General features: G+C 72.7%; 14 protein-coding genes. 8 read left to right on the top strand and 6 right to left on the bottom strand.

Annotated features, from left to right (window positions below; all coding sequences use genetic code 11):
* The first annotated feature begins 227 nt into the window (after nucleotides 1-227).
* Both DPM19_RS17780 and DPM19_RS17775 read left to right on the top strand, forming a co-directional pair.
* The gene (locus tag DPM19_RS17780; RefSeq protein ID WP_111869032.1) at nucleotides 228-1,454 is read left to right on the top strand and encodes a beta-ketoacyl-[acyl-carrier-protein] synthase family protein; all 1,227 of its coding nucleotides are present in this window, start codon (nucleotides 228-230) and stop codon (nucleotides 1,452-1,454) included.
* Between the two features lie 29 nt (nucleotides 1,455-1,483).
* A complete protein-coding gene (locus DPM19_RS17775; protein ID WP_111869031.1) occupies nucleotides 1,484-1,915 on the top strand; it encodes a DUF3592 domain-containing protein in 432 nt (143 codons plus the stop codon).
* 36 nt (nucleotides 1,916-1,951) lie between these two features.
* On the opposite strand, the gene DPM19_RS17770 is transcribed toward DPM19_RS17775, so the two are convergent.
* Nucleotides 1,952-2,812, bottom strand: coding sequence for an LLM class F420-dependent oxidoreductase (locus DPM19_RS17770; protein ID WP_111869030.1), 861 nt, complete (start codon nucleotides 2,810-2,812; stop codon nucleotides 1,952-1,954).
* Nucleotides 2,813-3,112: 300 nt separating this feature from the next.
* Complete coding sequence (locus DPM19_RS17765; RefSeq protein WP_146778901.1) at nucleotides 3,113-3,781, bottom strand: hypothetical protein; 669 nt, start codon at nucleotides 3,779-3,781, stop codon at nucleotides 3,113-3,115.
* Nucleotides 3,782-3,993: 212 nt separating this feature from the next.
* On the opposite strand from DPM19_RS17765, the gene DPM19_RS17760 reads away from it, so the two are divergent.
* Genes DPM19_RS17760 through DPM19_RS17750 form a run of 3 tightly spaced genes read left to right on the top strand, consistent with a single transcriptional unit; the run spans nucleotide 3,994 to nucleotide 6,671 of the window.
* Nucleotides 3,994-5,214, top strand: a complete 1,221-nt coding sequence (locus DPM19_RS17760; protein WP_111869028.1) for a macrolide family glycosyltransferase — start codon at nucleotides 3,994-3,996, stop codon at nucleotides 5,212-5,214.
* 3 nt (nucleotides 5,215-5,217) lie between these two features.
* Entirely contained in the window at nucleotides 5,218-5,709 is a 492-nt protein-coding gene (locus tag DPM19_RS17755) for a hypothetical protein (protein ID WP_111869027.1), read from the top strand.
* Nucleotides 5,706-6,671, top strand: a complete 966-nt coding sequence (locus DPM19_RS17750; RefSeq protein ID WP_111869026.1) for a hypothetical protein — start codon at nucleotides 5,706-5,708, stop codon at nucleotides 6,669-6,671. Before DPM19_RS17755 ends, DPM19_RS17750 begins: the two co-directional genes overlap by 4 nt.
* A gap of 24 nt (nucleotides 6,672-6,695) precedes the next feature.
* On the opposite strand, the gene DPM19_RS17745 is transcribed toward DPM19_RS17750, so the two are convergent.
* Together DPM19_RS17745 and DPM19_RS17740 are read right to left on the bottom strand one after the other, a co-directional pair.
* The gene (locus DPM19_RS17745) at nucleotides 6,696-7,886 is read right to left on the bottom strand and encodes an RNA polymerase sigma factor (protein ID WP_111869025.1); all 1,191 of its coding nucleotides are present in this window, start codon (nucleotides 7,884-7,886) and stop codon (nucleotides 6,696-6,698) included.
* Between the two features lie 6 nt (nucleotides 7,887-7,892).
* Nucleotides 7,893-8,249, bottom strand: a complete 357-nt coding sequence (locus tag DPM19_RS17740) for a YciI family protein (protein WP_111869024.1) — start codon at nucleotides 8,247-8,249, stop codon at nucleotides 7,893-7,895.
* Nucleotides 8,250-8,467: 218 nt separating this feature from the next.
* On the opposite strand from DPM19_RS17740, the gene DPM19_RS17735 reads away from it, so the two are divergent.
* Nucleotides 8,468-8,989 (top strand): SRPBCC family protein, encoded by a 522-nt coding sequence (locus tag DPM19_RS17735; RefSeq protein WP_199485141.1) that lies wholly within the window; start codon nucleotides 8,468-8,470, stop codon nucleotides 8,987-8,989.
* A 72-nt stretch (nucleotides 8,990-9,061) separates the two neighbouring features.
* On the opposite strand, the gene DPM19_RS17730 is transcribed toward DPM19_RS17735, so the two are convergent.
* Complete coding sequence (locus DPM19_RS17730; RefSeq protein WP_111869022.1) at nucleotides 9,062-9,820, bottom strand: TetR/AcrR family transcriptional regulator; 759 nt, start codon at nucleotides 9,818-9,820, stop codon at nucleotides 9,062-9,064.
* Between the two features lie 85 nt (nucleotides 9,821-9,905).
* Here DPM19_RS17730 and DPM19_RS17725 point away from each other — a divergent pair, with 85 nt between their 5' ends.
* Nucleotides 9,906-10,844 carry an NmrA family NAD(P)-binding protein gene (locus DPM19_RS17725; protein ID WP_111869021.1) on the top strand — a complete coding sequence of 313 codons (939 nt, stop codon included), beginning with the start codon at nucleotides 9,906-9,908 and terminating at the stop codon, nucleotides 10,842-10,844.
* 150 nt (nucleotides 10,845-10,994) lie between these two features.
* Here the strand turns inward: DPM19_RS17725 and DPM19_RS17720 are convergent, their stop codons facing one another.
* The gene (locus tag DPM19_RS17720) at nucleotides 10,995-12,155 is read right to left on the bottom strand and encodes a coiled-coil domain-containing protein (protein ID WP_111869020.1); all 1,161 of its coding nucleotides are present in this window, start codon (nucleotides 12,153-12,155) and stop codon (nucleotides 10,995-10,997) included.
* A 190-nt stretch (nucleotides 12,156-12,345) separates the two neighbouring features.
* Between DPM19_RS17720 and DPM19_RS17715 the strand changes: the two genes are divergently transcribed.
* Nucleotides 12,346-13,548: a tyrosine-type recombinase/integrase gene (locus DPM19_RS17715; protein ID WP_111869019.1), complete on the top strand. Its 1,203-nt coding sequence runs from the start codon at nucleotides 12,346-12,348 to the stop codon at nucleotides 13,546-13,548.
* Nucleotides 13,549-13,724: the final 176 nt, after the last annotated feature.

Genomic DNA, 13,724 nt, shown 5'->3' with positions numbered 1-13,724 from the left:
CCTTGACGGGAAGGCGGGGCGCTGCGCACCGCGCCGGCAGCCGTCCGCCCCGGTGCGGGACGCGGTGACCGCAGGCATTGCCGCGTTCCAGGCCGGACAAATCTCCCGCGACATTTTCGTTGATCAGATCACCTGTCACCGTGGCCGCACCCTGGCACCGTTGTACTGGAGCACACTCCGGCGGCATCGCCCGGCGGGGGCGTATCCGGGGATGAGAAGGGTCGTTGATGAAAGACGGGATGCAGGCGGGCGCCTCGGTCACCGGGCTCGGCGCCACCACGCCGCTGGGCGGGGACGCGGACACGACGTGGGCCGGCATGCTGGAGGGACGATCAGGCATCACCCTGATCGAGGAGGACTGGGCCGAGGGCCTGCCCGTGCGGATCGCCGGGCGGATGCAGGTGGACCCCGCCGAGGTGCTGGGCCGGGTGCCGGCCCGCCGGCTGGACCGCTGCCAGCAGGCCGCCCTCGTCGCGGCCCGGGAGGCGTGGGCGAACGCCGGAGCCCCCGAGGTCGAACCCGAGCGCCTGGCGGTGGTCATCGGCACCGGCGTCGGCGGGGCCCGGACCACACTCGCCCAGGACGACGTGCTGGAGCAGGCCGGGGCATGGAAGGTCTCGCCCTACACGGTCCCCATGCTGATGCCCAACGGGCCCGCGGCCACGGTCAGCATCGAGTTCGGCGCCCGGGGCGGCGCCCACACGCCGGTGAGCGCCTGCGCCTCCGGCTCCGAGGCGATCGCGATGGGCCTGGACCTCATCCGGCTCGGCCGCGCCGACGTGGTGATCGCCGGCGGTGCCGAAGCGTGCGTGCACCCCCTCACCCTCGCCGGGTTCGCCCAGGCCCGGGCCCTGTCCAAGCGCAACGACACCCCGCAGGAGGCGTCCCGGCCCTTCGACACCGGGCGCGACGGTTTCGTCCTCGGTGAGGGGGCCGCCCTGGTCGTCCTGGAACGCGAGGAGTTCGCCGCGGCCCGCGGCGCCCGGGTGCACGCCACGCTGGCCGGCGCGGGAACCACCTCCGACGCCCACCACATCACCTCCGCCGACTCGGCCGGTCAGGTGCGCGCGATGCGGATGGCCCTGTCCTCGGCCGGGCTCGACCCGCTGGACGTCGGGCACGTGAACGCGCACGCCACCGCCACCCCGACCGGCGACCTGACGGAGGCCCGCTCGATCGCCGAGGCGCTGGGGACGCACCCCGCGATCACCGCCGTCAAGTCGATGACCGGGCACCTGTGCGGGGCCGCCGGGGCGGTGGGCGCGCTGGCCACGATCCTCGCCCTGCGGGACGGGGCGATCCCCGCCGTCCGGAACCTGGAGGACCTGGACCCCGAGGTCAAGCTCGACATCGTCACCGGACGGCCCCGCCGGGGCCGGTGGGCGGCGGCGATGACCAACTCCTTCGGCTTCGGCGGCCACAACGCCTCCCTGGCCTTCACCGCCGCGCCCTGAACCGGGCCGGGATCGTCCATGCTGGGGGCATGCACTGGGTTGAGGTGGCCGTCCCCGCGGCCTTCGTACTGACAGGCGCATTGATGGTCGTCCTGGCGACCCGCACACTCATCCGGAACAACGCGTTCACGGCGCGCGCCGTCCGGGTGCCCGGTGTGGTCGTGGGAGGCCGCCGGGAACGGGGGCCGATCCGCGACTCCATGGGCACGTACCACTTCCCGACGGTGCGTTACCGGACCCTGGAAGGCGCCGAACTGGAGCGGACATCCCCGGCCGGGCGGGGCGGGTACCGGTTTCGGGAGGGCGCCGACGTCACCGTGATGTACGAGCCCGCCGACCCCGGCCGGTTCGTGGTGCGCGAGATGCACACCGCCGAGATGGTCACCGCGATCATCATGACCGTCTTCGGAATATTCCTGGGCCTGTTCGGTCTGCTGTTCACCGTGTCGGCCCTGCTCTGAGCGGCCCTCCTGGCAGCCGTCCCGCCCCGCCGGAGGTCAGCGCAGGGCGGCGCCCAGCCGGCGCCACTGCTCCCGGGGGAAGGTGTCCGCGTCGGCGGTGAGTACCTGCACGCAGACGTGGTCGGCGCCGGCGGCCCGGTGCTCGTCCACCCGGCGTTTGATCGCCTCCTCGTCGCCCCAGGCGATCAGGGCGTCGAACAGGCGGTCGCTCACCGACGTCAGCTCCTCCTGGGTGAAACCCAGCCGCAGCAGGTTGTTGGCGTAGTTGGGAAGGCTGAGATAGCCGCGCAACCAGCCGGTCCCGATCGCGCGGGCCTCGTCGGCCCCGGAGCACAGGATCACCGTCTGCTCCGGGAGGACGAGCGGGCCCGCGCCCAGCACCGCACGGGCCTGCCGGGTGTGCTCCGGCGTGACGAGGTAGGGGTGGACCCCTCGGGCCCGCTCCGCCGCCAGCGCCAGCATCTTCGGGCCCAGCGCGGCCAGCACGCGCTGCTTGGCGGGCACCGGCGGGTCCGCGGCGTCGAGGCCGTCCAGGAAACCCGTCATCGCCGCCAGCGGGCGCCGGTACCGGCCGGGCTCGGCGGCGTCGATCAGTGGGGCGTGGCTCACCCCGATGCCCATCAGGAACCGGTCGCCGTGCGCGGCCGTCAACGACGCGTACGAGGCCGCGGCGTCCGCCGGCTCGTGCATCCACAGGTTCAGGATTCCGGTCGCGACGACCGCCCGGCGGGTCGCGCCCAGCAGCCGGCCGACCGCGTCGAACACCGGCCCGCCGACGTCCGGCACCCACAGCGCGCTGAAGCCCAGCTCCTCGAGCTCCGCGGCCGCGTCGGCGGCTTCGCCCCGGTCCCCGTAGCGCAGCTGCTGGCTCCAGATCCCCACCCCAGAGAGCTCCATCAGTGTCCCCTTCCCTCCGGTTCGAATGCTCCTGTCAGCGGTGTCACCACGGAAAACCCTAGCCCCCGGGCGGTCGCCGCTCAGGCCAGGGCCGCCGCCCGCCTCATCTTCCGCCGAACCCCTGTTGAATCCCCGTATCAGTGGTGTCGGGAGTGGGTGCGGATGTAGGTCTCGATGCCGTCCAGGACGCGTTCCAGGCCGTAGGTGAAGTTGTCGGGCGTCTCCTCGGCGGTGGCGTCGGTAAAAGCGCCGGCAACACCGCCATGGGCGTCACCGAGGACATGACCGGCGGGCCCGGCGTCAGGAGACCGGGCGGAACAGGAACGGGAAGAGGATGATCCGTCCGGGCAGCGAGATGGCGAACACCACGAGGGCCAGCACCATGCCGAAGCCCCTGACGACCGGTGCGACCGGCCGCCCCTGGACCTGGGCCGAGCGGGGCTGCAGATCTCCCACCGCGGCCAGCCACCGCGATCCGATCTGCCAGTTCAGGCCCAGGAAGACCAGGGTGGCCAGGACCGGCAGCCACAGGGCCGTGCCGTCCGGCCAGGTCACGTGCCCGCGCTCGTAGGCCCAGGGGAGCACCGCGACGAACGTCATGATCTGGAACAGGTACGCCGCCCAGTACGACGGGTCCGCCGGGTCCATCCGGGCGACCGGCCTGGCCGTCAGCCGGCGCGGCCGCAACCCGTGGACCAGGGGGTTGCCCTCGGCCCTGATCGCCTTGAACAGCTTCTCGTCCTCCTCGGCGGTGGTGCCGCCCCAGGAGTGTTCCTGGAGGTGCCGCACGATGAAGAGGCCCTTGAACACGTGCATCAGGGAGATGACGGCGAGCAGCACCCAGGCGTGCCGGACGTTCAACTCGATCCCTGAGTAGCCGATCGTGTCCTTGCCGCCGAGCAGCTTGGCGGCCAGCACGGCGATCGCCGCGACCCAGCCGAGGACCAGGATCCGGGTGGTGTCGCGCACCGCATTGAAGATCAATCTCTGGTCGGCCGAGAGCTCCTCCATACCGGATCAGACGCGGCACCCCCGCGGACGGTTCGCCGCCCAGGCCGATGATCCGGGCGTTGGTGACGTCGAGCGGGACGGCTTCACCGAATAGTTAGGCCGAACCTGTCACAAATCCGGTGGCCGTCTGGTCGTAGCCAGGAGATGAATACCGATTCGGGGGGTGGCCGGTGAGCACCATCGCGTTCCTCAACATCGCCATGCGTGGGCACGTCAATCCGACGCTGCCGGTCGTCGCCGAGCTCGTGCGCCGTGGCCACTCCGTCACGTACCACACCTCGCCCGCGTTCGCGAAGGAGATCGAGGCCACCGGCGCGACCGTGCACCGCTACCCCGAGAGCGACCGGCCGCTCCCCGATCCGCCGACACCGGTCACGCTGCTGGACGCGCTCGCGCGCACCGCCCTCGACGTGCTGCCCGCCGTGCTCTCCGAGCTGCGCCGGGTCCGGCCCGACCTGATCGTGCACGGCTCCACCTGCCCCTGGGGCGCGGTCGCCGCCCGCGAACTCGGCGTGCCCGCGGCATCGTCGTTCACCACATTCGCCTTCAACCGGCACACGCCCAGCCCCACCCACGCCTCGCGGGAACTGCTGACCGCAGCGGCGACCAGCCCCCGCAACGTCCGGAGCTACACACGGTCACGGTGGGAGCTGTACCGTCGCTACGACACCCGTGGGTTGCCCCTGCACGACTGGGCGAACATACGCCAGCCGCTCAACCTGGTCTACACCTCGAGCGCGTTCCAGCCCGGCGCCGGCACCTTCGACGCGTCGTACCGGTTCGTCGGCCCGAGCATCGGCGCCCGTCCGCCCGACCCGTCGTTCCCGGCCGACCACCTGCGGGCCCCGGTGCTGTACGCCTCGCTGGGCACGCTCATCGACTCCGGCCGGTTGCTGCGCGACTTCGCCGTCGGGCTCGCACCCCTGGGCGGCACGGTGATCATCTCCACCGGGCACACCGATCCGGCCGCACTGGGGCCGCTGCCGGCCAACGTGCTCGCCCGCCGCTTCCTGCCGCAACTGGAGGTGCTGGAGCGTGCCGCGCTGTTCGTCACGCACGGCGGAATGAACAGCGTCAACGAGGCCATGTACGCCGGGGTTCCGATGCTGGTGGTCCCGCACGCCGCGGATCAGCCGCTGGTGGCCCGGCGGGTCGCCGAGCTCGGCGTGGGCCTGTCGATCCGACCCCAGGACGCCGCGGCGGAAGCCGTGCACGCCCTCGCCCGCCGCCTCCTCGACGAGCCGCGTTTCAAGGCCGCGGCGGCCACCCTGCAGGTCGCCCAGCGCGAGGCCGGCGGATACCTGCGCGCCGCCGACGAACTGGAGCGCCGCCTGCGCCGGTTCACCCGGGCCACCCGGCCGGGCCTGGCCGATTCGCCAAGGGAGCGCTGACCGATGTCACCAGCCGTCACCGTCCTGCTGCTGGTCGCCGGGCTGTCCGAGGCCGTCGGGCGGGCCCTGCCCGTGGCGGCCCGCCGGTCCGACGTGTCACCGCCGCTGATGGCCGGGTTGCTGTTCACCGGTGCCGTGGTCGAGGGCACCGTGTTCGCGCTGTGGCCGCTGACCGCATGGACCCTCGCCGAACTGATGCCGTTCGCCCCACCGCCGGACGGCAGGGTGCTGACCTGGACACCCGACCTGGTCGCTCCATTGGTCTTCGCCGCGATCCTCGCGTTCCCGCTGCTCGGGCCCCTGCTGCACCTGTTGCTCTTCGTAGCGGTCGGGAGCGGCCTCGTCGCCCCGCTCGCCACGGCGACGGGCCTGGGCTGGTGGGCCGCCGCGGGCTGCGTGGCCGCCGCCGGGGTCGGGCTCGGCGTCGCCGTCGAAGTCATCCGGCGCCTGGTCGTGCGGATCAGCGTCATCGAGATACGGAGGTCGCTCGCATGATCGAACTCCCGATCCTCGTCCTGGTGCTCGGCCCGGTCCTGCTCGCCGAAGCCCTGCTCGCCCGCTACGAGGTGATGGTCTACACCACCGGCTGGCGAACTCCTACCGCCGAGCTCCCGCAGAACATGCCCTACGCCCGGGGCGCGGACCCCGACCGCCCTCCGGGCGCCTACCTCGTCTATCTGGACGGCGTGGGAAAACGTCGTTTCCGCGACACCCGTGACGGGGGCAGGCTGGTCAAAGCCCTGATCGCCAGAGCCCCGGAACTGCGCGTGCTGGGCCAGGTGCAGCCCTACTCACCACTGGCCGACCCGCTCGTCGAGCGGCCCGTGTGGGAATGGCTCCGCGGCCACATCGGTCTCGTGCTGTTCCTGCACAACGTCATGCAGGTCTTCGTCGCCGCCGACCGCCGGTACCGTTCCCTGTACAACCACGCCGTGGGCGCCCAGATCGCCGACCAACTGCAACTCGCCGGTTACCGGCCCGACAGCGGCATACCCGTGGTGCTGCTCAGCTACAGCGGAGGCGCCCAGGTCGCCACCGGCGCCGTCGAAGATCTCCACACCCAGCTGCGCGCTCCGCTCCTGCTGATCACGATCGGCGGGTTCCACAACGGTGCCAACGATCTCGTCCACGCTCAGCATCTGCACCAGCTCACCAGCGGCGGTGACTGGGTCGAGCGGCTCTGCTCATGGATCTTCCCGCCGCGCTGGCGGCTGCTCTTCTTCAGTGGATGGAACCGGGCCGCCCGCGCCGGAAAGATCACCGTGCACCGGCTCGACCCGGCCACCCACTTCGGCGAGACCAGCTACATCAGCCCGAAGGCACACCTGCCCGACGGCCGCAGCCATCTCGACCGCACCGCCGACACCGTGATCACGCTCATCCGTGCCCACCGCGACGGGACCGCCTTGAGGGGCCCCATCCAGGAAGCGGGTGATGAGCCGCCAAACCTGGCCTGACCTGGGGAGCTTGCCGGGCGGTGGTCAGTCGTCCGGGGTCAGGCGCGCCCGCCGCGTCTCCAGGAAGGTTCGTTCCGTGTCGTTCGTGGCCAGGGTGATCGCCTCGTCGTAGGCGGCGACAGCCTCGGCGGTACGGCCGAGGCGGGCGAGCAGGTCCGCGCGGGTGGCCGGCAGCAGGTGATAGCCCGGCAGGTCCAGCTCGTCGATGGCGGCCAGCGCCGGCGCCGGTCCATGCACCTCGGCGACGGCGACCGCGCGGTTGAGCGCCACGATCGGGGTCGGGGTGTGTCGCATCAGCTGGTCGTAGAGCGCCAGCACCTGCGCCCAGTCGGTCGCCGGCCCGTCGGTGTGCACGGCGTTGATCGCGGCCTGCAACTGGTACGGCCCCGGTCGGGCACGGCGCAGGCACCACCGCACCAGCTCGTGCCCCTCGGCGATCAGCTCCCGGTTCCACAACGACCGGTCCTGCTCCGCGAGCACCACCAGCTCACCCGAAGGCCCCACCCGCGCGGGCCGCCGGGCTTCGGTGAGCAGGAGCAGCGCCAGCAGCCCGATCGCCTCCGGCTCGTCGGGCATCAGCTCGGCGAGCGCCCTCGCCAGGCGGACGGCCTCCAGGCACAGGTCCGTCCGCAGCAGCTCTCCCGACATGGAGGTGTACCCCTCGTTGAAGACCAGGTAGAGCACGGTGAGCACCGACGCCAGCCGATCGGGGAGCGCGGCGGCGTCGGGCACCCGGTAGGGGATGCCGGCGTCGCGTATTTTCTTCTTCGCACGGACGATGCGCTGGGAGACGGTCGCCTCCGGCACCAGGTAGGCCCGCGCGATCTCCGCCACCTCCAGCCCGCCGAGCAGGCGCAGGGTGAGCGCGGTCCGCGCGAGCGGAGACAGCGCCGGGTGGCAGCAGGTGAAGATCATGCGGAGCTGGTCGTCGCGCACCGGTCCCACCTCCTTCGGCTCGTCGGGCCGGTGCAGCAGCAGCGCCTGGGCGTGGCGGGCCTGGCGGGTGGATTCCCGGCGCAGGCGGTCGATCGCCCGGTTACGGGCGGTCGTCACGATCCACGCACCGGGATTGGGTGGCATCTCATCCCACTTGTGGACGGCCACCGCGAAGGCGTCCTGCACGGCCTCCTCGGCGAGCCCGATGTCACCGAGGAGGCGCGTCAGCGTGGCCACGCACCGGCCGTACTCCGCCCGGTAGATGCTGTCCAGATCCATCCGTGCTCAGTCCCGCTGCGCGTCTTCGAACGGGCGCACCTCGATCGGGCACCCGCAGGCCAGCGCGCACTTCTCGGCCCAGGACAGCGCCTGGTCAAGGTCGTCGCACCGGATCACCCAGAACCCGCCGAGCTGCTCCTTCGTCTCGGCGAACGGGCCGTCGGTCATCGTGGTCGTGCCGTCGCCGGGGCGGACGACCGTGGCGGCGTGCGAGGGCAGCAGGCCACCGACGAACACCCACGCACTGGCGGCCCGCATCTCGTCGGTGACCCTGGTCGTCCGGGCCATCTGCTCCTGCAGTTCCCCTTCGGACGGCGCCGGCGCACTTTCGTCGAACTGGACGGCGAGCAGGTACTTCTTCAAGGCGAACCCCTTCGAAGGGTCAGGCGGGCAGACGGCGGGTGACGGCCGGGATCACGTACATCAGCATCCCTAGCAGCTTCGTGGCCGCGGTCGGGGCGAGTACGTCTTCTGATTTTTTCTGCGGCGGTGTCGATCGGCGTCGAGTGCGTTCGTAGCCAAGGTGAGGGGCCGGCAACGGCCGGTCGTCGCCACATGAGATGACAAGGAGCGTCCACACCATGGACCAGGAGAACGTGAGCGCCACCCTGACCGTCGCCGCGCCCGCCACGAGGGTGTTCGCGGTGCTGGCGGACCCGACGACCCATGCTGCGATCGACGGCACCGGCTGGGTCCAGGAACCCGCCGACCGGGCGCCGCTGACCGAGGTGGGGCAGGTCTTCCGGATGGACATGCACCACGCCGGCCACCCGGACGGTGACTACCGGGTGGCCAACAAGGTTGCGGTGCTCGATTTGCCGCGCGCCATCGGCTGGCTGACCGGGACGGAGAAGAGCGACGGTCGCCTGGAGTTCGGCGGCTGGATCTGGCGCTACGACCTTGCGCCGCTCGGTCCGTCCGAGACCGAGGTCACGCTCACCTACGACTGGTCGGCGGTGCCGCAGTCCATCCGGGAGTATCTGCGGTTCCCGCCGTTCGGCCCCGGGCATCTCATCAACTCGCTGCACCATCTGGCCGAGCTCGCCGCACCGGCATCCCCGGTCCAGGCGCCCGGCGACCAGACATCCGGCGGACGACCATAGCGGTCCACTCGGCCGAACCGAACCACGACCGGCCCACCCTGCATGCCTGGGGTTCCCCCGTAGCGAGGCTGCTCAGGCGATGAGACGGCGCCGGTGGGCGCGCTGGCGGCAGGTCGGCCCGCAGTAGCGGGGTGGCCGTCCGGTGGCACGGACGCTCAGTTGCTCGCCGCATTCCACGCAGTACCTCAGGGCGGTGGTTTCGTGACCGGGGAGGGAGGGGGTGTCACGGAACGGTTGGGTTTTCGTGACGGCCGGGGCGCGCAACCCGTCCAGCAGCATCCGCACCAGCCGCGTGCCGCGTGCCCGGTCCCGGTGTGCCGAACGCAGCGCGGCGCCGCCGACGGCCAGCGCGGACAGATCGTCGGCCCGTACGTCGGCGCGTATCGCACCGGCCTGTTTCGCGTCGCACAGCAGGCGTTCCAGTGACTCGCCGAACCGCTGCGCCGCGGCGGCCAGCACGGCGCGCGGCCAGCCCCGGTCGGTGGTGAGCACGTCGCAGAGGTGCTGGCGGCCCGCCGACTTCTCGATCACTTCGAGCAGGAACCCGAACAGCGCGTCACCGGGTGCGGCGCGGGCGGCCCACCGATCGGCGGCGGCCACCAGCCCCTCGATGTGTTCGGCGAGCACCGCCTCGATCAGGATCTCTTTGCTCGGGAAGTGCCGGTAGACGGTTCCGGCGCCGACCCCGGCGCGCTGCGCGATCTGGCCGAGTGACACCTCCAGCCCCTCCTCGGCGAACACGCGCTTCGCCGTGCGCAGCACGATCTCCCGGTTGCGGCGGGCGTCGACGCGCCCGGCAGGCGCCGCACCCGGTGCCGGTGATGTCGTCATGTCACGTAATCCTTGTCCGCGGGTTGAAACGGGTGGAGCATTCCGGATCGTGCCAGCATCATCCACCATCTCCGGAAAGGGCACCATGACCACCGCGACACCGGCCGACCCCGACTCCCCGATCCTCGTCACCGGCGCCACCGGCAAGCAGGGCGGCGCCACCGCCCGGCGGCTGCTGGCCGGTGGGCGGCCGGTCCGGGCCCTGGTCCGCGACCTGACCACGCCGGCCGCCACCGCACTGGCCACCGCGGGCGCCCAGCTCGTGCGCGGCGACTTCGACGATCCGGCGAGCCTGCCGCCCGCGCTCGACGGCGTTGCCGCCGTGTTCGGCGTACCGCCCGTGGCCTACGGACAGGCCGGACCCGAAACGGAGCTCGAAGCGGCCCGCGGCCGAACGCTGATCGACGCCGCGGCCGCGGCGGGAGTCGAGCAGGTCGTGTTCAGCACCCTCGCCTCGACCTCGGCCGCGTCGCGGGGGGCGGAGGGGAAGACACTGATCGAGGAGTACCTGCGCGACCACATCGCGCTGCCCACCGTGCTGCGCCCGGTCCGGTTCATGACCAACTACCTCGTGGCCGGCGTGGTCGGCCTCGACGGCATTTCCCACGGCGTGCACCGGCACCTCTTCCCCCCGCACGAGCCCATGCAGATCATCGCGCTGGAGGACATCGCCGAGTTCGCCGCGCTCGCGTTCGCCGACCCGGCCCGGTTCGCCGGACGGACCCTGGAACTGGCCGGAGACGAACCGACCCCGGTCGAGGCCGCCGCCGCGATCACCGAGGCCACCGGCTTCCCGACCCGCTACGAGCAGCTCACCGACGACGAGGTCGCCGCGCTCGGCACGGACATCGCCGAGACCAAGAAGCGCTGGCAGGCCGGCTACCGCTGGCACGCCGACATCGAAGCGCTGCGCGTCATCCACCCCGGACTGCGCACCCTCGCCGACTGGCTCACCGAATCCGGCGCCGCCGCCATCCGCGCCAATCTCACCGGATCCTCGTCCCGAACGCCGTCGCGGTACTAGAAGGCCGATGGCGTCGGGTACGTCCCCGGCGAGCGCAGCCGGCCATCGGCTGGGGTCTGAGGTGTTCGTCCACCACCAGGATTCGGCTTCGTCGGCGTCGATGAACGAGTCCGGGGCCCCAGGACCGGCGCGTTCACCCGGCTCGCCCGCTCACGACGGGGGTGGGCCCACTTGGCCATCACCGCCAGGATCACCGGAGGCACTGGCCACCGAGGTCCCGGCCGGGGTGGAGGCGGCGGCCAGGTCCTGCTCGGCGCGGGCGGCGCGTTCGCGCTGGGCGGCGGCGTCGGCGCGGGCGGCGTTCAGATCAGCCTCCAGATGGGACCGCAGGGCCTGGGTGGAGGCGAGGGTCGCGCGAGCCTCGGCCAGGTCACGGCCGGCCCGGTCCAGGCCGGCTTGCAAGGCCGCGGCCTGCCCGCCGAGTTCCTGCACCCGGTCGGCCGCCGCGCTCTGGGCGCGCTGTGCGGTTGCGGCCGCGCGTTCGGCCGCCTCGGCGCGCATCTGCTGGGCCCGCGTTTCCCCGCCGGCGGCGGCGAGCGCTTCCCGGGCGGTGGTCAACGCGTCCTGAGCGCGGGTCAGGTCGGCGCGGAGCCGCTCGACCTGATCGGTCTGGGCGCGGGCGGCGTCGTGCAGGCGGCCCAACTCGTTCTCGTGCGCCTGGCGGGTCTGGCGCAGCTCGGCGGTGGTGGCGTCCCGGGCGCTCTCGGCGGTGGTCTGGGCCTGCCGGGCGGCTTCGCGGGCCTGCCGGTGCGCCTCGATCGCGGTGGTGGCATCGGCGCGGGCCTGCTCGGTGGCCGCCCGGGCCGCGGTGGCCGCCCGCTCGGCCTCCGTGCGGGCACGGCGGGCGTCGGCGGTGGCCTGTTCGGCCTCGGTGCGGGCGCGCTCGGCGGCCTCGGCACGCGCGTCGGCGTCGGCGGCGGCCTGCCGGGCGGTCCGGGCTTCGGCCTCAGCCCGGTTGACCCGGTTCAGCGCCCCGTCCTGCGCCTGGGCCAGCAGCACCTGCAACCGCTCCAAGTACTCCTGCAGCCCGGCGATCGCCGCGGGCACCGTCTGGGCCAACGCCTCGGCCTGCCGCAGTGGCTCCTCCACCGCGGCCACATCGGCGGCGCGCCGTTCCCGGCTGGCCTGGTCGGCGTGCGCCTTGCTGCAGTACTTGGCCGGGCGCCCCCGCCTGCCGGAGGGCACCGGCAGCTTGCAGCCGTCCAGCGCGCACGTCCCGGCCGGTTGCACTCCGGCCCGTGGCCTGTCCTGAGCGGCTGGACCGTCGGGCAGGTCCTCGGAGCCGGGCACCGAGGGAAGATCGTTGACCATGCCCGCAAGGCTATCCATCTTTCCGCGCATCCACACGCGTAATAACTAAAGCGTGTCGCGAAACGCGTAAATACAATTCGTGTGAGGCTCCGGGATAATGACGGTTATCCCGGTGTAGGGTCGGGGCGGACCCGGGTGTGAAGAACGAACCCGGGTCCGAGCGTCAAGCGGCTCCCAAGGAGAACGGCACGTGACCGAGGACCCGGTTCCCGCCCTGGCCGAACCACCGGCCACCCCGTCGCTCGCGGTACCGGCCCCGGCGGGGCTGCCCGCGGCCGACCCGGCCGACCCGCGGCGGTTGCGCGCCGCGCTCACCGCCGCGGTGGCCCTGCTGCCCGCGTTGCCGGCCGCGGATCCGGCCGACCGGTACGGGGTCGCGCCGCTGACCGTGCTGTGGCTGGAATCGCTGCCCAGCCACGCCACCCGCCGCGCCTACTACCGCGACCTGACGAACTGGCTGGACTGGTGCCGGCGCACCATGTTGGACCCGCTGGCCGCCCGCCGTGCCGACGTCGACGCCTGGAAGGCGCTGCAGACCGCCACCGGCCACGACCAGGTGGCGCGGCCGGCCAAACCCGCCACGGTGGCGCGCCGGCTGTCGGCGGTCTCCTCCTGGTACGCCTACCTGCTGACCAACGACGCCTGCGACCGCAACCCGGCCGCCGCCGTCAAGCCCCCCAAGGTGGCCGGCACCACCACCAAGGCCCCCGTGCTGAGCGAGGAGCAGACCGCCCGGCTGCTCGACCATGCCGAACACCGCGCCGCGACCCTGAACACCGAGGCCGCCTGGCGGGACGCCGCCGTGGTCGCGCTGCTGTTCTACACCGCGGTCCGCGTCTCGGCGATCACCGGCGCCACCACCGCCGACCTGGACACCGAGGCCGGCTACCGGGTGCTGCGGTTCGCCAAGAAGGGCGGCGGCCGTGACTACGTCCGCCTGGACGGCGAGGTGCTGCGCCCGCTGACCACCTACCTGCGCCTACGCGCCACCCGCCTGGGCGTCGCGGCCGAGGAACTGGACGGGCCGCTGCTGGCCACCACCCCGCACCCGCACGACCCGGCCAAACCCGGCGGCAAGCCCCTGCGCCAACGCGATGTCTCCACGACCCTGCGCACCCTGGCCAGCCAGGCCGGACTGCCCGTCGCCGCCCGCATCAGCCCGCACTCGGGTCGCGGCACCGTCATCACCACCCTGCTGGGACGCGGCGTTCCCCTGCCCCGGGTGCAGGACCTGGCCGGCCATGCCGACCCCCGCACCACCCGCGGCTACGATGCCGCCAACCACAAACTCGCCACCTCCGCGGTCGGTGACCTGACCATCATCCTCGCCGCCCACCGCGCCCCGCCCCCCGGCGCGGGAGAACATGCGCCCGATCCCGGCCGAGGCGACTGATCGGACCCTCTCCAGACCGAACACGCCTCGACCTGGTCCGGGTCGCCGTGGGGCACAACGCCGCTCTCGGCTGTATGTACCAAGCCCTGGCCCGGCGACATCGACCTCGGTGCATGACCGCCTCGCCTGGCCGCGCCGTGATCGAGACGGCCGGGTACCACCGGCCGAAGGCGCAC

This window comes from Actinomadura craniellae (genome assembly GCF_003289645.1).
In the GTDB taxonomy this organism is placed as follows: domain Bacteria; phylum Actinomycetota; class Actinomycetes; order Streptosporangiales; family Streptosporangiaceae; genus Actinomadura_D; species Actinomadura_D craniellae.
The sequence above is the reverse complement of the archived record's forward strand: the minus strand, read 5'-3'. Positions and strand labels throughout refer to the sequence as shown.